The 17,643-nt window shown below is 68.1% G+C and carries 17 protein-coding genes and 1 riboswitch; of the genes, 6 read left to right on the forward strand and 11 right to left on the reverse strand.

Going from position 1 to position 17,643, the window contains the following annotated elements; all coding sequences use genetic code 11:
• Positions 1-12: 12 nt before the first annotated feature.
• A complete protein-coding gene (fabB, locus tag ACZK3W_RS02270; RefSeq protein ID WP_014645811.1) occupies positions 13-1,221 on the reverse strand; it encodes a beta-ketoacyl-ACP synthase I in 1,209 nt (402 codons plus the stop codon).
• Complete coding sequence (fabA, locus tag ACZK3W_RS02275) at positions 1,221-1,736, reverse strand: 3-hydroxyacyl-[acyl-carrier-protein] dehydratase FabA (RefSeq protein WP_005407930.1); 516 nt, start codon at positions 1,734-1,736, stop codon at positions 1,221-1,223. The genes fabB and fabA overlap by 1 nt, the downstream gene beginning before the upstream one ends.
• Before the next feature lie 191 nt (positions 1,737-1,927).
• Between fabA and dinB the strand changes: the two genes are divergently transcribed.
• Positions 1,928-2,998, forward strand: a complete 1,071-nt coding sequence (gene dinB / locus ACZK3W_RS02280) for a DNA polymerase IV (protein WP_149909003.1) — start codon at positions 1,928-1,930, stop codon at positions 2,996-2,998.
• A 286-nt stretch (positions 2,999-3,284) separates the two neighbouring features.
• On the opposite strand, the gene ACZK3W_RS02285 is transcribed toward dinB, so the two are convergent.
• Both ACZK3W_RS02285 and ACZK3W_RS02290 read right to left on the reverse strand, forming a co-directional pair.
• Positions 3,285-4,196: an MBL fold metallo-hydrolase gene (locus tag ACZK3W_RS02285; RefSeq protein WP_125892454.1), complete on the reverse strand. Its 912-nt coding sequence runs from the start codon at positions 4,194-4,196 to the stop codon at positions 3,285-3,287.
• An 85-nt stretch (positions 4,197-4,281) separates the two neighbouring features.
• Positions 4,282-4,920 carry an NAD(P)-dependent oxidoreductase gene (locus ACZK3W_RS02290; RefSeq protein WP_478450385.1) on the reverse strand — a complete coding sequence of 213 codons (639 nt, stop codon included), beginning with the start codon at positions 4,918-4,920 and terminating at the stop codon, positions 4,282-4,284.
• Between the two features lie 108 nt (positions 4,921-5,028).
• On the opposite strand from ACZK3W_RS02290, the gene ACZK3W_RS02295 reads away from it, so the two are divergent.
• From ACZK3W_RS02295 to gph, 3 genes are all read left to right on the forward strand, one after another.
• On the forward strand, positions 5,029-5,958 hold the full coding sequence (locus ACZK3W_RS02295; protein ID WP_049398348.1) for a LysR family transcriptional regulator: 930 nt from the start codon (positions 5,029-5,031) through the stop codon (positions 5,956-5,958).
• Positions 5,955-6,746 carry a class I SAM-dependent methyltransferase gene (locus ACZK3W_RS02300; RefSeq protein WP_032128731.1) on the forward strand — a complete coding sequence of 264 codons (792 nt, stop codon included), beginning with the start codon at positions 5,955-5,957 and terminating at the stop codon, positions 6,744-6,746. Before ACZK3W_RS02295 ends, ACZK3W_RS02300 begins: the two co-directional genes overlap by 4 nt.
• Positions 6,747-6,810: 64 nt before the next feature.
• Positions 6,811-7,467 (forward strand): phosphoglycolate phosphatase, encoded by a 657-nt coding sequence (gene gph / locus ACZK3W_RS02305; protein ID WP_478450386.1) that lies wholly within the window; start codon positions 6,811-6,813, stop codon positions 7,465-7,467.
• Between the two features lie 184 nt (positions 7,468-7,651).
• On the opposite strand, the gene btuB is transcribed toward gph, so the two are convergent.
• Positions 7,652-9,496, reverse strand: coding sequence for a TonB-dependent vitamin B12 receptor (gene btuB, locus ACZK3W_RS02310; protein WP_478450387.1), 1,845 nt, complete (start codon positions 9,494-9,496; stop codon positions 7,652-7,654).
• Between the two features lie 115 nt (positions 9,497-9,611).
• Positions 9,612-9,834, reverse strand: a riboswitch (cobalamin riboswitch).
• 142 nt (positions 9,835-9,976) lie between these two features.
• Here btuB and ACZK3W_RS02315 point away from each other — a divergent pair.
• Positions 9,977-10,555 carry a histidine phosphatase family protein gene (locus tag ACZK3W_RS02315; protein WP_110710947.1) on the forward strand — a complete coding sequence of 193 codons (579 nt, stop codon included), beginning with the start codon at positions 9,977-9,979 and terminating at the stop codon, positions 10,553-10,555.
• 91 nt (positions 10,556-10,646) lie between these two features.
• On the opposite strand, the gene ACZK3W_RS02320 is transcribed toward ACZK3W_RS02315, so the two are convergent.
• Both ACZK3W_RS02320 and ACZK3W_RS02325 read right to left on the reverse strand, forming a co-directional pair.
• Entirely contained in the window at positions 10,647-11,009 is a 363-nt protein-coding gene (locus ACZK3W_RS02320) for a TfoX/Sxy family protein (RefSeq protein WP_189720528.1), read from the reverse strand.
• Positions 11,006-11,488, reverse strand: coding sequence for a GAF domain-containing protein (locus tag ACZK3W_RS02325; RefSeq protein WP_005407940.1), 483 nt, complete (start codon positions 11,486-11,488; stop codon positions 11,006-11,008). The genes ACZK3W_RS02320 and ACZK3W_RS02325 overlap by 4 nt, the downstream gene beginning before the upstream one ends.
• A gap of 68 nt (positions 11,489-11,556) precedes the next feature.
• Between ACZK3W_RS02325 and bioD the strand changes: the two genes are divergently transcribed.
• Positions 11,557-12,240 (forward strand): dethiobiotin synthase, encoded by a 684-nt coding sequence (bioD, locus tag ACZK3W_RS02330; protein WP_478450388.1) that lies wholly within the window; start codon positions 11,557-11,559, stop codon positions 12,238-12,240.
• Between the two features lie 527 nt (positions 12,241-12,767).
• On the opposite strand, the gene ACZK3W_RS02335 is transcribed toward bioD, so the two are convergent.
• The 4 genes from ACZK3W_RS02335 to msrB all read right to left on the reverse strand — a co-directional run bounded on the left by ACZK3W_RS02335 (position 12,768) and on the right by msrB (position 17,516).
• The gene (locus tag ACZK3W_RS02335) at positions 12,768-14,216 is read right to left on the reverse strand and encodes an aminotransferase-like domain-containing protein (RefSeq protein WP_478450389.1); all 1,449 of its coding nucleotides are present in this window, start codon (positions 14,214-14,216) and stop codon (positions 12,768-12,770) included.
• A gap of 203 nt (positions 14,217-14,419) precedes the next feature.
• Positions 14,420-15,157, reverse strand: a complete 738-nt coding sequence (gene msrA / locus ACZK3W_RS02340) for a peptide-methionine (S)-S-oxide reductase MsrA (RefSeq protein ID WP_197585374.1) — start codon at positions 15,155-15,157, stop codon at positions 14,420-14,422.
• 14 nt (positions 15,158-15,171) lie between these two features.
• Positions 15,172-16,941, reverse strand: coding sequence for a cytochrome c biogenesis protein DipZ (locus tag ACZK3W_RS02345; RefSeq protein WP_478450390.1), 1,770 nt, complete (start codon positions 16,939-16,941; stop codon positions 15,172-15,174).
• Positions 16,942-16,943: 2 nt separating this feature from the next.
• Positions 16,944-17,516: a peptide-methionine (R)-S-oxide reductase MsrB gene (gene msrB / locus ACZK3W_RS02350; protein WP_049398356.1), complete on the reverse strand. Its 573-nt coding sequence runs from the start codon at positions 17,514-17,516 to the stop codon at positions 16,944-16,946.
• Between the last annotated feature and the right edge of the window lie 127 nt (positions 17,517-17,643).

Raw genomic sequence — 17,643 nt, forward strand, 5'->3', positions numbered from 1 at the left:
CACGCCTTCCCATCACACCCGCCCGAACACCAGCGCAGCGTTGGTGCCACCGAAGCCAAAGCTGTTGGACATCACGGTATCCAGCTTCTGCTCGCGGCTCTCGCGCAGGATCGGGAAGCTTTCCACCTTCGGGTCCAGTTCGCCGATGTTGGCCGAACCGGCAACGAAGCCATCGCGCATCATCAGCAGGCAGTAGATCGCCTCATGCACGCTGGCCGCACCCAGCGAATGGCCGGACAGCGCCTTGGTCGAGGACAGCGGCGGCACCGCGTCGCCGAACACTTCGCGGATCGCGTTGAGCTCGGTGACGTCGCCCAGCGGGGTCGAGGTGCCGTGGGTGTTGAGATAGTCCAGCGGGCGGTCGACGCCCTGCAGCGCCATCTTCATGCAGCGCACCGCGCCTTCACCGGACGGCGCGACCATGTCGGCGCCATCGGACGTCACGCCATAGCCGATCAGCTCGGCATGGATGTGCGCACCGCGCGCAACCGCGTGGTCGTAGTCCTCCAGCACCAGCATGCCGCCGCCACCGGCGATGACGAAGCCGTCGCGGTCCTTGTCGTACGGACGCGAGGCGCTGGCCGGGGTCTCGTTGAAGCTGGTCGACAGCGCACCCATCGCATCGAACATCACGCTCATCGACCAGTGCAGGTCTTCACCGCCACCGGCGAACATGATGTCCTGCGCGCCATGGCGGATCATGTCCGCGGCGGCGCCGATGCAGTGCGCCGAGGTCGCGCAGGCGGCCGACAGCGAGTAGCTGACACCCTTGATCTGGTAGGCGGTGGCCAGGCAGGCCGAGACCGTCGAGCACATCGTGCGCGGCACCATGTACGGGCCGACCTTGCGCACACCACGTTCGCGCAGCAGGTCGACTGCGCCGATCTGCCATTCGCTGGAGCCGCCGCCGGAACCGGCGATCAGGCCCGTGCGCAGGTTGCTGACCTGCTCGGGGCTGAGCCCGGCATCGGCGATCGCATCGCGCATGGACAGGTAGGCGAAGGCTGCCGCATCGCTCATGAAGCGCTTCTGCTTGCGGTCGATCAGCGCCTCCAGGTCGAGGTCGACGCGACCGCCGACCTGGCTGCGCAGGCCCGCTTCGGCGTGGTCGGCCAGGGCGGTGATGCCCGAGCGCCCTTCGCGCAGCGCAGCCGAAACGGTATCCAGATCATTGCCGAGGCAGGACGTGATGCCCATGCCGGTGATGACGACGCGACGCATCAGAAGCTCCCGGTTTCAGTGAACAGGCCGACGCGCAGGTCGCGCGCGCTGTAGATTTCGCGGTCATCCACGTACATGCGGGCGTCCGACTGGGCCATCACCAGCTTGCGGTTGATGACACGGCTGATGTCGATCTCGTAGCGCACCAGCTTGGCCTCCGGCAGTACCTGGCCGGTGAACTTCACCTCGCCGCAGCCCAGTGCGCGGCCCTTGCCGGGGGCGCCCAGCCAGGTCAGGAAGAAGCCGGTCAGCTGCCACATGGCGTCCAGGCCGAGGCAGCCGGGCATCACCGGGTCGCCGATGAAGTGGCAGCCGAAGAACCACAGGTCCGGGCGGATATCCAGTTCGGCGCGTACCATGCCCTTGCCATGCGGTCCGCCGTCCTCGCGGATGTCGGTGATGCGGTCGAACATCAGCATCGGATCGTTGGGCAAACGGCCGGCGGCGGTGCCGAACAGTTCACCGCGTGCGCTGGCCAGCAGCTGTTCGCGGTTGAACGCGTGGAGACGGGTCATGAAGCACAATCCTGGAAGCGGGGAAACAGGGAAACAAGCGCTCGAGGATGCCCGTGGAAACTGCGCCGATCAAACATTTCAACCGTACGCAACCGTAGTGTTTTCAATGGAATACGCGCATCCTGTTGATGTGCAACGACCATACTTCGGCGTGTGGCCCGTTCGGCACGCCCCCGCCCTTTCCGCCTGACATGACCCGACTGCGCAAGATCATCCACGTCGACATGGACGCGTTCTACGCGTCGGTGGAGCAGCGCGACGATCCGTCACTGCGCGGCAAGCCGGTGGTTGTGGCATGGCGCGGCGCGCGCTCGGTGGTGTGCGCGGCCTCGTACGAGGCGCGCGTGTTCGGCGTGCGTTCGGCGATGCCTGCCGTGCGTGCCGAGCGCCTATGCCCGGACGCGATCTTCGTGCCGCCGGACTTCGCACGTTACAAGGCGGTGTCACAGCAGGTACGCGCGATCTTCCTGCGCCATACCGACCTGGTCGAGCCGCTGTCGCTGGACGAGGCCTACCTGGACGTGACCGAGCCGAAGAGTGGCATCGAACTGGCCACCGACATCGCGCGCACCATCCGTGCGCAGATCCGCGAGGAGACGAACCTGACCGCTTCAGCCGGGATCGCGCCGAACAAGTTCCTGGCCAAGATCGCTTCGGACTGGCGCAAGCCCGATGGCCAGTTCGTGATTCCGCCGCAGCGGGTGGACGCGTTCCTGCTGCCGCTGCCGGTGAACCGCGTGCCCGGCGTCGGCAAGGTGATGGAAGGCAAGCTGGCCGCGCGCGGCATCGTCACCTGCGGCGACCTGCGGCAGTGGGCACTGATCGACCTGGAAGAGGCGTTCGGCAGTTTCGGCCGCAGCCTGTACAACCGCGCACGCGGCATCGACGAGCGGCCGGTGGAGCCGGACCAGCAGGTGCAGTCGATTTCCTCCGAAGACACCTTCGCCGAGGATCTGCCGCTGGAAGACCTGGGGGAGGCAATCGTGCAGTTGGCAGAGAAGACCTGGAATGCCACGCGCAAGACCGAACGCGTCGGCCACACCGTGGTGCTGAAACTGAAGACCGCGCAGTTCCGCATCCTCACCCGCAGCTTCACCCCGGAGCGCCCGCCGGAATCGATGGAAGAACTGCGCGACATCGCCCTGGCCCTGCGCGCCCGCGTCGACCTGCCGGCGGAGACCCGCTACCGGCTGGTGGGTGTCGGACTCGGTGGCTTCCGCGAAAAGGAGCCGGTGGTGCAGGGCGAATTGTTCGAGCACTGATCATTGTCGTGCCGACCAACGGTCGGCACCCACCAACAGCAGCAGGTTCCATCAGCAGCAGGTTCCGACAGATGGCGGGAAACTGTCGAAGGCGGGGTGGGTCCGGTTGCGGGGGCGTGAGCCGCATGGATGCGGCGACCGAGCTTACATGGACGTACTTGCAGCGCCCCCCGCAACCGGACCCACCCCGCCATCCCACGGATAGCCAACTGTTGCTGTTGCTTCGGCTGTTGCCGTTGCATTGAGCAGGTGCAGGGCGCAGCCCTGCAAAAGAAAACTCCCTACCTCATGGCCACTGCATCTCGCCCTTGGCCACCTTCGCACTCAACTCCAGCGACGCCACGCCCGCCAGCTTCGGGTAGCGCGCCTGCATCGCCTTCACCAGTGCCGCACTGTCCTTCGCCTTTGCCGCCTCAACATCGAACGCACGGATGTAGTCCGCGGTGAAGCGCAGCGCACTGGCATCCAGCGCCGCGCCCGGCGCGTAGTGCCCCGGCACCACCACCTTCGGCTTCAGTGCCTGCAGCCGCTGCAGGGTCTGCAGCCAGTCGGCATGTGACTTCGGCGTCTGCGTATCGGCCATCCACACGTGTTCACCGGCCACCACTGGAATGCCACCGACGATCGCGCGCAGCGACGGCACCCACAGCACCGTGCGGTCCGGCGTGGGTCCATCCAGGCCGATCAGCGGCAGGCGCTGGCCTTCCAGTTGCAGGGCATCGCCGTCCAGCACCTGCGGCACCACGATGCGCGCCGGCACGTCGGCGCCCATCTTCGGTCCCCAGTAGGCCAGCTTGCCGGCCTGGGTTTGCTGGATGTGGGCGACGGTCTGCGCAGTGGCGACGATGCGCGCCTGCGGGAACGCGTCCTGCAGCGTGGCCAGGCCGAAGTAGTAGTCCGGATCGCCGTGGCTGATGTAGATGGTGGTCAGCTGCTTGCCGCTGGCGCGGATCAGCTCGACCAGCTTGCGCGCGTCGCTGGCAGCAAACTGCGCATTGACCAGGATCGCGTCGTGGCGGCCTTCGATCAGGACCGAGGACACCGAGAACATCGCCTGCGGGCCGGGATGGAAGGTCTGCAGGTGCAGCTGGGATTTCGTGGCCGTGGCCGGCGCTGCGGCGGCCGGCGCGGCGAGCAGTGGCGCACTGGTGAAGCTGGCGGCCAGGGCGAGGGGAAGCAGCAGGGCAGCGGTACGCATGGGGCATTCCTTGTGGCGGACGGCGAGCCGAGCGTGGGCCTGGCTCACAGGTGGGTAGCGCCGGGCCATGCCCGGCGGTCTGGCATCAGTACGCCGCAGTGATGATCTGATTCGGGTACTGGTGCGCTTCCAGCTCGGCGACGAACGCCGCGCCGTAGTCGGCGTAGCTGATGCGGCTGTGGCCGCTGGCGTCGGCCAGGAACGCCTTGGGCTGTACGCGGTACTGGCCGCGCTCTTCACCCGGGCCGATTTCGGCGGCCGGCGAGAAGAAGGTCCAGTCCAGGTCATCCACTGCCTGCAGGCGGTTGAACGCCTCACGGTGGGCCAGTGCGTACGGCTTGTAGGCCTCCGGGAAGGTGGGGGTATCGACCAGCTGCACGCCGGGTGCGACTTCGAGGCTGCCGGCGCCACCGACCACCACCAGGCGGGGCACGCCGGCCTTGCTTGCGGCGGCGGCCAGCTGCGCGGCGATCTCGCCGACGCGGCCGATGTCATCGCCCGGGCGCGGGCCGTAGGCACTGGCCAGCACGTCGTGGCCGGTGATGGCGGCAACCAGCGCGTCCTGGTCATCCAGCGAGGCGATCACCGGATGGGCACCGGCCAGCTCGGCCGGGAGGTCCTGCGCGCTGCGCACGATGACAGTGAGTTCGTGGCCGCGGGCCAGCGCGTGGCGGGCGATCTGGCGGCCGATGTTGCCGGTGGAACCAACGAGGGCGATTTTCATGGCATGACTCCGTGGGGCGGTGTGGGGTGGGAATGGGGCCACTCTAGGCTGCTGCAGTTGCTCGAAAAACAGCGTATAACGCGCTTGTTTGTTGCATGGATCGAGCATATGGACCGATTGACCGCCATGACCGTGTTCGTCGAGGTGGCCGAGCGCGGCAGCCTCACCGCCGCCGCCGAGGTGCTGGACATGTCGCGGGCAATGGTCAGCCGCTACCTGGCCGAGGTCGAGAGCTGGCTGGGCGCTCGCCTGCTGCACCGGACCACGCGCCGGGTCAGCCTGACCGGCCCCGGTGAGGCGGCGCTGGCGCGCTTCCGACAGATGCTGGCGATCGGCGAAGAACTGCAGGGCGAGCTGGCCAGTGATGATCCCGAGCCGCACGGGACGCTGCGGGTGACCGCCAGCGTCTCATTCGGGCAGAGCCACCTGGCGCGGGCGGTGGCCGGCTTCGTCGCGCGCCATCCGGCGGCGCGCATCGAGCTGCTGCTGGTCGACCGCACCGTGAACCTGGTGGAGGAGCGGGTGGACCTGGCCGTGCGCATCGCGCGCCAGATCGATCCCAGCCTGATCGCACGGCGGCTGGCCACCTGCCGCTCGGTGCTGTGCGCGACGCCATCCTACCTGCAGGCGCGTGGCACACCGACCGCCCCCGAGCACCTGGCCGCGCACAACTGCCTGACCCACCACTACGTCGGCAAGAGCCTGTGGCAGCTGCACCGCGATGGGCGTTCGCTGTCGGTGGCGGTGGGTGGCAACATCAGTGCCAACGAGGCCTCGCTGCTGCTGGAGGCGGTGCGCGCCGGTGCCGGCATCGCCATGCTGCCGACCTACCAGGTGGCGCCGCTGCTGCGCAGCGGTGAGCTGATCGAACTGCTGCCCGAATTCAGCCTGGACGAACTCGGCATTCATGCCGTGTACGCGTCACGGCGCCAGCAGCCCGCTATCATGCGGCGATTCCTGGATTTCCTGGGCGAGTGTTTCGCCAGCCCGGCCTTCCAGGATCTGGATTGGCGCCCACCGGGCAAGGAGAACACATGAACCATGGACAGGCCTTGATCGACCACAACCGTGCTGCCTGGGACCGCCAGGCCAGCGAAGTGCGCGAATGGTCGCGCCCGGTGGAAAGCTCAACGATTGCCGCCGCGCGCGAAGGCCGCTGGCAGGTGCACCTGACGCCCCGCGCGTTGCCACTGGACTGGATGGGTGATGTGCGCGGCCGTCGCATCCTGTGCCTGGCGTCGGGCGGTGGACAGCAGGCACCGGTGCTGGCCGCTGCGGGCGCTGACGTCACCGTGTTCGATCTCTCCGACGGGCAGCTGGAACAGGACCGCAGGGTCGCCGCGCGCGATGGCCTGCAGCTGCGCACCGTGCAGGGCGACATGCGCGATCTGCACGTGTTTGCCAACGACAGTTTCGATGTGGTGTTCCACCCGATCTCGAACCTGTACGTGCCTGATGTGCGCCCGGTGTGGACCGAGTGCCGCCGCGTGCTGGCACGCGATGGCATGCTGATGGCCAGCTTCTACAACCCGGTGCTGTTCGTTGGCGCGCGCGATCCGCAGCTGGATGCACAAGGCCTGATCCGGCCACAGTACGCCATTCCCTATTCGGACCTGGAAGACCTGGCGCCGGCCGAGCGCGAGGCGAAGCTGGCACGGGGTGACGCGCTGACCTTCGGCCACAGCCTGACCGAACTGATCGGTGGTCAGCTCGATGCCGGCTTCATCATCGATCGCTTCATGGAAGACTGGCAGCCGCAGCCGCGCTTCCTGATCGATCGCTATCTGCCCACCTTCCTGGCGACCCGCGCGCGCCGGATCGGCTGAGGCGGATCGGCGCAAAAACCAGCGGCGTACAATGGACGGCCCCACGTCATGCAGGTGCCGTCCCTTGTCGTATCCCTATCCGCTGGTCGTGTTCGACCTTGATGGCACGCTGGTCGACAGCGCAGCTGATATCGCCGAAGCACTGAACCGCACGCTGGAGGACATCGGTGTGGCACGCGTGCCGGAAACCACGGTGCTCGGTTGGATCGGCGACGGTGTGCGCCGCCTGGTCGAACAGGCCGTGCATGCGGCCGGCCGCGAGGTGGACCTGGCCGAAGTGATGCCGGTGTTCATGGTGCACTACCGTGAGTGCCTGCTGCGCAGCCCGCGTCTGTTCGATGGCGTGGCTGAAGCACTGGCGCAACTGCGTGCGCGCAACGTGCCGCTGGCGATCTGCACCAACAAGCCCGAAGCGCTGGTGCCACCGCTGCTGCAGCACCTGGGCATCGGTGATGCGTTCGCGCTGGTGTTGGGCGGCGACTCCATGCCGCAGCGCAAGCCCAGTGGTGAACCGCTGCGGCATATCGCTGCGCACTTCGGGCTGCCTGTAGAGGCGTGCCTGATGGTCGGTGATTCGTTGACCGACTGCCGCGCCGCCGAAGATGCGGGCATGCCGATCGCACTGGTGCGTTACGGCTATCCGCGTGGCCTGGACCTGGCCACCGCGCATGCGGTGGCGGTGATCGACGACCTGCGTGAGTTGCCGGGGTTGCAGGGCTGATGCAACGGACATCCCTGGTCGCCGGCCGGTAACCCGGGCTGACGAAATGGGTAGTGCCGGCCGCTGGCCGGCAATCCCGGATCGGCGCATTGGGTAGTGCCGGCCGCTGGCCGGCAACCCGGGATGCGTTGCCGAAGGTCATGGTAGTGCCGGCCAGCGGCCGGCACTGCCATGACCGTCGCGGTCACTTCGGCTGGTAACGCACGCTCAGCTGGTACTCGCGGCCCGGCTGGTTGAACCACGCCACGGTTTCATACGTGCGGTCGAATACGTTGGCGGCGCGCGCCAGCAGCGACCACGACGGCGTCAGCGCGTACTCGGCGCGCAGGTCCAGCGTGCCGTAGCCGCCAACCTTCACCGAGTTGCTGGCGTTGTCATAGCGCTTGCCCGCACCCTGCACGGTCAGGCCGGCGCGGACGTCACCGAAGCGGCGGTCGACGTCCAGGCGCGCGGTCTGCTGCGCACGGCGCGGCAGCCAGTTGTCGAACTGGGGGCTGCCATGGGTGCGGTTGCGCGGGTCGGTGTAGCTCAGCTGCGCGTTGATGTCGAAACCGGCCAACAGCACGCCACCGGTCAGCTCGGCACCGCGGATGCGCGCCTTCTCCACCTGCTGCATCTTCATCGTGGACGCATCGTAGGTGATCAGGTCATCGATGCGGGTCTCGTACACATCCAGGCCCCAATGCCAGCCCTGGCCCTGCTGCGAAACACCGAGATTGGCGCTCTTGGACTTCTCCGGGTTCAACGTCGGCACCCCGCTCCACGGGTCGTACAGGTCGCTGAAGGTCGGCGCCTTGAACGCCGTGCCGTAGCTGGCATTGACGCGCAGGCCGTGCTCCAGTTCCATCGCCCAGCCCACGCTGCCGGTGGCATGGTTGCCGAACTGCTGGTTGTCGTCATTGCGCGCGCTGACCTGCAGCTGGTGGCGGCCGAAGCGGCCCTGGTACTGCACGAACACACCGGTGTTGCGGCGGCTGTCGACGAGATATCCGGCGCTGCTGCCGTCCAGGTTGTCTTCGCTCCAATCCACGCCTGCACTCAGCAGCTGGCCCTCGGCCACGCCGAAGTCGCCCTGCAGCGAGGCGCTGTCACGATGGGTCTGGGCGCTGCCGAACACCCCCGGTGCGCCGAAGTTGTCCGACTCGTTGTCACTGCGGCCGACGTTGGCTGTGAAAGCCAGGCGTTCAGACGGGGTGTAGCGCACTTTGCCAGCGAGCACCTGCTGGCGGGTTTCCGAATAGTTGTAGTAACCGTCGTAGTGGTTCTTGCCGTCGGCGCGCAGTGCGCTGCCTTCCACGGTCCACTGGTCGTTGAAGCTGTAGCCGCCGCGCAGGCTCTTGGACAGGTTGCGGTAGCCGTCGCGGTCGTGCTCGTCGGCAAAGCAGCCTGCGGTGAACACCGAGGCGGAGCCGCGGCAGGCATCGATGCCGTCGGAATGCTGGTAGGCGATGTCGGCGCCGAACCAGCCGCGTTCGGTGCCACCGCCGATGCCGCCGCTGGCTTCGCGCAGGCCGTTGCTGCCACCGCCGAGCTGGAAGTGCGGAGCGAAATCGCCCTGGTTGCGGCGGGTGAAGATCTGGATCACGCCACCAATGGCGTCGGCACCGTACAGGCTGGACTGCGGGCCGCGCACGATTTCCACGCGTTCGATCTGCGCCAGTGGCAGGTCCTGGTACATGGCCAGGCCGAGGTCGGCACTGTTGATGCGCACGCCATCCACCAGCACCACGGTGTGGCCCGAGTTGGTGCCGCGCAGGAACAGCGAGCTCTGCTTGCCGAGGCCGCCGGAGTTGGTCAGGTTGATGCCGGCGCGGCCGCGCAGCAGTTCCTGCAGCGAGGTGGCCTGGCTGGATTCGATCTGCGCGCGGTCGATCACCTGGGCCGGCGCGATGCTGTCCTGCAGGGCGATCGGGGTGCGGGTGGCGGTAACCAGGATCTGGTCGAGCGCGGTGGTGTCATCGGCCGCCTGGGCCAGCGCGGGCAGGGCGGCCAGCACGGCCAGGGACAGCATTCGGGACTGCAGCTTCATGGGGGACTCCAGGTGCCACGCACGCCCGCGTGGCGAAGGGGAGGAGCCGCGAAGGCAGGCATGCGCCGACGCCGCAGCGCAGGCTGCGGTCATCCAGCGCCATGCCCACCGCATCGCGACCTGAGGCTTCCTGGCCGGTCTCCGGGCTTGCCGCCGGGTGGCGCGAGGCCACCGTCCAGGCGCCTTCCCATGCCTGCGGCACAGTGGCGTTGTTGCCTGGAACTGACGTGCTTACCGTTGCGGGGGCAGCGCCGGCATGGCGTGGAAACACGCGTCACCGGCTTCCCGTTTCAACCTGCCGGCCGTGGCCGCAGGTCACCTGGAAGTGCGCGCAGTCTACGGCATCGCAGGCGGCCCGTAGCGTCGAGCCTGCTCGACTGCCTTTGCTGTGCCCTTAGAATGGTCCCTCGATCCCGTGGTGCCGTTGCCGATGTCCGCCCGTTTTCCGCTTTTCCCGCGTTGCCTGTACAGGACGCACGCATGATCCTCGACCTGGTCCGCCATGCCGGCAACGGTCGCGATGAGTTCCTCGATGGCCGCAGCGATCCACCGCAGCTGGCCCGCCTGCCGCAGGAACTGGTCGACGCCTACGCTGCGCAGCCCTGGGAGCGGGTGATCAGTTCGCCGCGGCTGCGCTCGCTGCACACGGCGATGGCCCTGGCCACCCCGCGCGGGCTGGACGTGGAAGCGGACGAGGAATGGGAAGAGCTGGATTTCGGCGAGTGGGACGGACAGTCGCTGTTCGACCTGCCGGAGGATGCATTGGCGGCCTTCCATGCCGACCCGCATGCATTCCCGCCGCCGAACGGCGAAAGCTGGGGCCACTTCGAGCGGCGCATCGCGCGCGCGCTGGATCGCCTGCTTGATGATGACGATCCGGTGCCGACGCTGGTGGTCAGCCACGGCGGCCCGCTGCGCATGGTGCTGTCGCAGGTCTGCGGCCTGCCGATGTCGCTGTGCTGGGCCCTGCGTATTGACCACGGCACACGCCTGCGGGTGTGGCTGGAGCGCGGCGAGGTCGGGCTGGTGGGCGAACTGCTGGAGCTGCAGCAGCCCTGACCGCACTCGCCGGGCATGACCCGGCGCTACCGATCCCGCATCACAGTGGTAGTGCCGGCCGCTGGCCGGCATCCCCAGGAACGCGGAGGCCTCAATCCTCGTCCGCGCGCTCGGCCACGCTGTCCTCAGCGTCGTCGTCAGCATCGAAGCGCTGCTCATGCACCGGGCCCGAAGCGGGGCCGGCCGCCTTCAGCGGATGCGCAGTGATGCGCGCTTCGTAATCCTGCACCAGCGCCTCACGCTGCGGCTCGCTCAGTTCCTGCCAATGGCAGTCCAGCAGCGCGCCTTCCAGTGAATAGAGCAGGTTCAGGCTGGGCTTGAAGCCGGCGCGCTTGACCTTGACGAAGGCACCGACCGCGCCGATCGCAACCAGATCCTCGCGGCTGCGCAGGCCGACCTGACGCAGCCACGCCGCACTCTTCGGGCCGATGTTGCGCAGCTTCGGTGCGCTCATCCCAGCGCCTCGACGAACACGCGGGCGATCGCTTCCAGGCCGGCTTGGTCGTCGGCATCGAAGCGGCCGACTTTCGGGCTGTCGATGTCGAACACGCCGATCAGTTCATCGCCGCGCAGCAGTGGCACCACCAGTTCCGAACGCGAGGCCGAATCGCAGGCGATGTGGCCGGGAAAGGCATCGACGTCCTCCACGCGCTGGGTCACGCGCTGGCTGGCGGCGGCACCGCACACGCCCTTGTCCAGCGGGATGCGCACGCAGGCCGGCAGGCCCTGGAATGGCCCGACCACCAGTTCCTTGCCGTCGTACAGGTAGAAGCCCACCCAGTTCAGGTCGGGCAGAGCGTGATAGACCAGTGCGGAGAGGTTGGCCGCGTTGGCGATGCGGTCGGACTCGGCGTAGACCAGGCCGCGGGCCTGTTCCAGCAGCTGGGCGTATTGTTCCGGCTTGCTGCCGGTAAGCGAGGCATTGGCGAACATGCCCGCAGTCTAGCAAGCGCGCCGGGCCGGCGATAATGCAGGCTCTGTTGCCCCGCTGGAGCTTATCGATGCCGTTGCCCGCCACGCTGCCGCCTGCCCTGTTCGTCACCGGCACCGATACCGAGATCGGCAAGACTGCGGCCAGCACCGCGCTGCTGCATGCACTGCGCCGGCGCGGCCTGCGCGCGGTCGGAATGAAGCCGGTGGCCAGTGGCAGTGAGGATCTGGGGCAGGGCCTGCGCAACGAGGACGCGCTGGCATTGCAGGCGGCCAGCTGGCCGGTGCCGGACTATGCCGACCTGAACCCGTATGCGCTGCGGCAGCCGCTGGCGCCGGAGCTGGCTGCTGCCGAGGACGGCGTGCAGGTGGAGCTGGCGCCGATCGTGGCTGCATTCGAGCGCCTGCGCGCGCAGGCAGACATCGTGGTGGTGGAGGGCGTTGGCGGTTGGCTGGCGCCGGTCTCGGCCACGCTGGACCAGCTTGACCTGGTGTGTGCATTGCATCTGCCGGTAGTACTTGTGGTCGGCATGCGGCTGGGCTGCGTCAACCATGCGCGGCTGACCGCGCAGTCGCTGCAGGCCAGCGGCGTGGAGTGCCTGGGCTGGATCGGCAACCACATCGACCCGGTGATGCAGCGCCAGGATGAGAACATCGCGACGTTGCAGCAGCGCCTGCCGATGCCGTGCTGGGGGCGGCTGCCGTATCTGCCGGGAGCGGATGGCGAAGCACTGAGCGCGCACCTGCTCGAATGATCCTGGGTAGTGCCGGCCGCTGGCCGGCAACTGTATCCACCCGGCGATCCCGAGGTTGCCGGCCAGCGGCCGGCACTACCGTGCTGCAGCCGCCAGCTCCCGCGCGATCGCACCCAGTCGTTCCATTGCGAGGTTGCAGCAGCGCCTGCCGATGCCGTGCTGGGGGCGGCTGCCGCATCTGCCGGGAGTGGATGGCGAAGCGCTGTCGGCGTACCTGCTCGAGTGATCCTGGGTAGTGCCGGCCGCTGGCCGGCAACTGCATCCACCCGGCGATCCCGAGGTTGCCGGCCAGCGGCCGGCACTACCGTGTTGCAGCTGTCAGCTCCCGCGCAATCGCACCCAGTCGTTCCATCGCGACGTTGCAGCAGCGCCTGCCGATGCCGTGCTGGGGGCGGCTGCCGTATCTGCCGGGAGCGGATGGCGAAGCGCTGAGCGTGCACCTGCTCGAATGATCCTGGGTAGTGCCGGCCGCTGGCCGGCAACTGCATCCACTCGGCGATCCCGAGGTTGCCGGCCAGCGGCCCGCGTTACCGTGCTGCAGCCGCCAGCTCCCGCGCGATCGCACCCAGCCGCTCCACCGCACCGATGAAGCGCGCATCCAAGGTCTGGCAGCACGACAGACGCAGGCAGTGGCGATAACGCGCACCACGCGAATACACCTGGCCGGGCATGAACACGATGTCCTCTACCAGCGCACGTTCGAACAGCTCGCGCGTGTCCACGCCCGGCAGTTCCAGCCACAGCAGGAAGCCACCCTGCGGTTCGGTGGCGCGGGTGCCGGCCGGGAAGTGTTCGGCCACCAGCTGGCGCAGCCGTCCGACCTGCTCGCGGTACAGCCGGCGCATGCGATGCAGGTGGTGCTCGTAGCTGCCCGCTTCCAGATAGGCCGCCACCGCGTCGCCCAGCAGCTGCGGCTCGCCGCCGGTGGACTGGAATTTCAGCAGCGCGATGCGCTCGGCGAAGCGGCCGCCATCGAGCCAGCCGATGCGGTAATCCGGCGCCAGCGTCTTGGAAAAGCCGCCGACCACCATCACCCAGCCATCGCGATCAAAGGCTTTCAGCAACGGCGCCGGCGGTTCGCAGAACTGCAGCTCGGCATACACCGCATCTTCGATCAGCGGCAGCTGGCGTGCGTTGACCAGTTCGGCCAGGCGTTGCTTGGCGGCGGTCGGCATGGTGCAGCCGAGCGGGTTATGCACGGTTGGCATTACCACCAGTGCGGCCAGCGGCGTGTGCTCCAGCAGCGCGTCCAGCGCATCCACATCCAGGCCGAGCTGCGGATGGGTGGGCAGTTCGATGGCCTGCAGGCCGAGGTTGGCCAGCAACGGGTAGAGGTTGAAGTAGGACGGCGCCTCGATGCCGACCGCATCACCGGGCTGGGTGACCGCGCGTAGCGCCAGCTGCAGCCCTTCCATCGCACCGTGGGTCAGCAGCAGCCGCTCGCTGTGGGTGTGCAGGCCCATGCGTGGACCGCGACGCACGATCTGCGCCAGCAGCCTGGGGGAGCCGTTCGGGCGCGCGTAGGTTTCCACTGTCTGCTGGCCGTGGCGCAGCACCTGCGCGGTATGCCGGGCCAGCTGCGCGCCAGGATAGAACTGGCGACCGCGCGGACCGGCGAACGCCAGGTCGATCACTCCGGAGCGACGTTGTGCCTCCAGCACGCGAGCCATCAACACCTGCTGCAGCGGCGCGGTGGGCGCAGACGGCGTGTCGCGCAGCGAACGTTCCGGCACCGACAATCGCGGCGCGACCTCGAAGCCGGCTTTGGGCCGCGGAATCACCAGGCCGGCATCTTCCAGCTGGCGATAGGCGGCGATCACCGTGTTCAGGCTGAGCCTTCGCTGCAGGGCCATCTGCCGCAGTGAAGGCAGGCGGCTGCCGACCGGGAGACGTCCGCCGTGGATGGCTTCGGCCAGTTCATCGGACAGCCGTTGGTAGCGGGGTGGGATCATCGCGCTCTGGTTATCTGTATCCATCGAACTTCCCGCCATCTGGTTCTGTACCCATGATGATGGCGAGCCTAGCATGTCGTTGTCGGACGGGCCTGATCGGGGCACGGCCGATACTTCCCAAGCGCACGGCTGGATGGCCGTGCGTCTTTTTGGGAGGTGGTACCGGCCGCTGGCCGGCGATCCCCAGATCCGCAGGAGCCGGCCAGCGGCCGGCACTACCCGGGTCGTTACCGCATCGGCACCAGTGCCGCGTCGCGCCGGTACAGCGCCGGGAACTGCTTGCCCAGTGCCGCCAGCTTCGGTGCGTCGTAGTAGCGGATGTAGGCCGCCTGCGGGTAGTTGGTCATGTAGTTCTGGTGGTAGCTCTCGGCCGGGTAGAAGTGCTGGCCGCTGACCAGCTGGGTGACGATCGGTGCGCGGTAGCTGCCGGCCTGGCCGAGCTGGGCGATGTAGGCGCGGCTGGCCGCCTGCTGGCGTGCGTCATCACTGAAGATCGCCGAGCGGTACTGGCTGCCGTGGTCCGGCCCCTGTCGATTGAGCTGGGTCGGATCGTGCACCACCGAGAAGAACACCTGCATCAGCTGGCCATAGCTGACCTGGCGCGGGTCGTAGTCGATCTTCACCGCCTCGGCATGACCGGTCTGGCCACCGCTGACGCGCTCATAGCGCGCATTGGCCGCGCTGCCACCGATGTAGCCGGACACCGCATTGCTCACGCCTTTGACGTGCTGGAACACGCCCTGCACGCCCCAGAAGCAACCGCCGGCGAACACCACGCTGGCATGGGTGGCGTCATCGCGGAACGCGGCGTCGCCGCTGGGCGCCGGTAGTGCCTTGGCCTGCGCGCTGGCTTCCAGCGGTGCCGCGACTGCGCCGTGGTCGACCAGCAGCACGCCAGCGATCAATGCAGCAGCTACCAAGCCGGCGACACCGGCGGCGATACCTTGTTCAAAAGAGAGTTTCATCGTGTGCTCCCGTTTCAACCGAAGGTGAAGGCATAGGCCTGCACGCCCGCATCGAGGAATTCGATCTCGAAGCGATGCGGGCCGACCGCGCCGTGCTGGCGCACCAGCTGGTACAGGCGGTGTTCGTTGACCACGCCGCTGCCATCGGCGTCGACATCGCTGCCGGCATCGGCGGCGGGCAGCGGCTTGCCATCCAGCCAGACGCGGAAGCGCACTGGCTTGCCGTCCTCGTTCGGTGCCAGCACCAGGTGCAGGTCACGTGCGTGGAACTGGAAGGCGATGCGGCCACCGGCCTGCTGCAGCTGTGCGGCCTCGTCGGTGACGGTCCAGCGTCCGGACAGGCCCCACTGGTTCAGTGCCAGGGTGGTTGGCAGCGTGTAGTCGAACGGGCTATCGCTGCGTTGGCCGCCGGGCGAGGCGAACTGCTCGGCGCGGGCGTGGCCCAGGTAGGTTTCCGGCGAACGCAGGTTGCCCATGTCGGCCTGCACGGCCACGCCCTTCAGGTCGGCGGCAGCGGGATCGGCCGGTGGTGGCAGGTTGGTCTGCCCGGCTTCGGTCAGCAGGCGACGGATCATCTGTTCCGAGCGCGCATAGTTGCCCTCGCCGAACTGATGGCCGCGGATGTTGCCCTGCGCGTCGACGAAGTACTGTGCCGGCCAGTAGCGGTTGTTGAAGGCGCGCCAGATCGTGTACTGGTTGTCGAGCACCACCGGGTACTCGACCTTCAGCTGCTGCACCGCCTTCATCACATTGCTCGGGTTGCGTTCGAAGGCGAACTCCGGCGTGTGCACGCCGAGCACCACCAGCCCATGGTCACGGTAGCGACGTTCCCATTCGTGCACGAACGGCATCGCGCGCAGGCAGTTGATGCAGGAGTACGTCCAGAAATCGACCAGCACCACCTTGCCGCGCAGCTGCTGTGCACTCAGCGGCGGGCTGTTGAGCCAGCCGGTGGCGCCATCCAGCGCGGGCAGGGTGCCTTCCACCGGCAGCGGTGCATCGGCACCTGCATTGGCGCCGGCCATCATCATCATCGGTGGTGCCGCCGGCTGCGCGCCGGGCACTGCGTCCAGCAGGCTTTGCTCGATACGCGCGGTGCTGACCGTTGAAAGACGGGTCAGCAGGCCGGTATCCCAGCCGAGGCCGATCGCCACGACGGCCAGCAGCGCGGCTACACCCAGCACCTTGCGCAGGACATCGCCGAGGCCGAGCTGCGCCTGCAGCGCACGGAACACCCGGCCGCCGACCCACACCGCCAGCGCCAGCGCGGTGATCGCACCCGATGCATAGGCAAGCAGCAGGGTGCTGGTACCGACGCTGGCGCCATGCAGGGCAGCACCGGTCAGCACCAGGCCGAGGATCGGCCCGGCGCACGGCGCCCACAGCAGGCCAGTGGCGATGCCGATCAGCAGCGAGGTCCACGCGCCGCCGTGCCCCGCGGCATCCGCCGCATCGGCGCGTGCGCTCAGGCGGGCACCCACGCGCTGGAACGGTGCCAGCAGGTGGTCGGCCAGCCGCGGCCAGAGCAGCGCGATCGCGAACAGCGCCATCAGCAGCAGGGCGATCCAGCGTCCAACCTGGTTGGCCTGCGCCACCCATTGGCTGCCCACCGCGGCCAGGCTGGCGACCACGGTGAAGGTGAGCGCCATGCCCAGCAGCAACGGCAGCGTGCTGCGCAGGAACGGGCGATCGGCACGCGCGAACACGAACGGCAGCACCGGCAGGATGCAGGGGCTGAGCAGGGTCAGCGCGCCCCCCAGATAGGCAAGCAGCAACAGCAGCATCGTCAGGCTCCGGAAGCAGGGGAAGAGCCGACCGGCACCCGCCAGCCGTCGGCAGTGCCATCAGTGGCACCGGGAACGAACACCATCGCCGCACCGTTCATGCAGTAGCGCAGCCCGGTCGGGCGTGGCCCATCGTTGAACACATGGCCGAGATGGCCGCCGCAGCGGCGGCAATGCACCTCCACCCGCAGCATCCCGAAGGTGACGTCGCGGTCTTCGCCGATGGCGTTGTGCAGCGGTGCCCAGAAGCTGGGCCAGCCGGTGCCGCTCTCGAACTTGGTGGACGAGGAGAACAGCGGCAGTGCACAGCCGGCGCAGGCGAAAGTGCCCTGCCGATGTTCCTTGTTGAGCGGGCTGCTGTACGGGCGCTCGGTGGCCTGCTGGCGCAGCACCGCGTACTGCGCCGGGGTCAGCTGCTGGCGCCACTGCGCATCGCTGTGCATGACCTCGAACTGTCGCGGCGGGCGTGCTTCAGCGGCCGCCGGGGCGGCGCGGCTGCAGGCCCCCAGGCCGAGCAGGCCGGCGGCGGTGGCAACACCGCCCAGGCCCAACAGATGGCGGCGGGAGAGGGACATGGCGGACTCCGGGAAGGGGCGACGGGGCCATGCTGCGCCCGCCCGGGTCAACGAATCCTCACGCAGAATTCAATTTTTCGTGAGGTATCGGCGGCCGTCCCGCGCCACAATGCAGCCAGCCTCCCCA

This window comes from Stenotrophomonas sp. 80084_Sma, from assembly GCF_056481995.1.

Excerpts from the sequence above, each read along its gene's own strand:
- ACZK3W_RS02315 (WP_110710947.1), top strand. The coding sequence starts at position 9,977 with ATGATCCTCGACCTGGTCCGCCATGCCGGCAACGGTCGCGATGAGTTC.
- ACZK3W_RS02345 (WP_478450390.1), bottom strand. The coding sequence starts at position 16,941 with ATGCTGCTGTTGCTGCTTGCCTATCTGGGGGGCGCGCTGACCCTGCTC.
- ACZK3W_RS02320 (WP_189720528.1), bottom strand. The coding sequence starts at position 11,009 with ATGAGCGCACCGAAGCTGCGCAACATCGGCCCGAAGAGTGCGGCGTGG.
- dinB (WP_149909003.1), top strand. The coding sequence starts at position 1,928 with ATGACCCGACTGCGCAAGATCATCCACGTCGACATGGACGCGTTCTAC.
- ACZK3W_RS02295 (WP_049398348.1), top strand. The coding sequence starts at position 5,029 with ATGGACCGATTGACCGCCATGACCGTGTTCGTCGAGGTGGCCGAGCGC.
- bioD (WP_478450388.1), top strand. The coding sequence starts at position 11,557 with ATGCCGTTGCCCGCCACGCTGCCGCCTGCCCTGTTCGTCACCGGCACC.
- ACZK3W_RS02300 (WP_032128731.1), top strand. The coding sequence starts at position 5,955 with ATGAACCATGGACAGGCCTTGATCGACCACAACCGTGCTGCCTGGGAC.
- ACZK3W_RS02290 (WP_478450385.1), bottom strand. The coding sequence starts at position 4,920 with ATGAAAATCGCCCTCGTTGGTTCCACCGGCAACATCGGCCGCCAGATC.
- fabA (WP_005407930.1), bottom strand. The coding sequence starts at position 1,736 with ATGACCCGTCTCCACGCGTTCAACCGCGAACAGCTGCTGGCCAGCGCA.
- ACZK3W_RS02335 (WP_478450389.1), bottom strand. The coding sequence starts at position 14,216 with ATGGATACAGATAACCAGAGCGCGATGATCCCACCCCGCTACCAACGG.
- msrA (WP_197585374.1), bottom strand. The coding sequence starts at position 15,157 with ATGAAACTCTCTTTTGAACAAGGTATCGCCGCCGGTGTCGCCGGCTTG.
- fabB (WP_014645811.1), bottom strand. The coding sequence starts at position 1,221 with ATGCGTCGCGTCGTCATCACCGGCATGGGCATCACGTCCTGCCTCGGC.
- ACZK3W_RS02285 (WP_125892454.1), bottom strand. The coding sequence starts at position 4,196 with ATGCGTACCGCTGCCCTGCTGCTTCCCCTCGCCCTGGCCGCCAGCTTC.
- msrB (WP_049398356.1), bottom strand. The coding sequence starts at position 17,516 with ATGTCCCTCTCCCGCCGCCATCTGTTGGGCCTGGGCGGTGTTGCCACC.
- btuB (WP_478450387.1), bottom strand. The coding sequence starts at position 9,496 with ATGAAGCTGCAGTCCCGAATGCTGTCCCTGGCCGTGCTGGCCGCCCTG.
- ACZK3W_RS02325 (WP_005407940.1), bottom strand. The coding sequence starts at position 11,488 with ATGTTCGCCAATGCCTCGCTTACCGGCAGCAAGCCGGAACAATACGCC.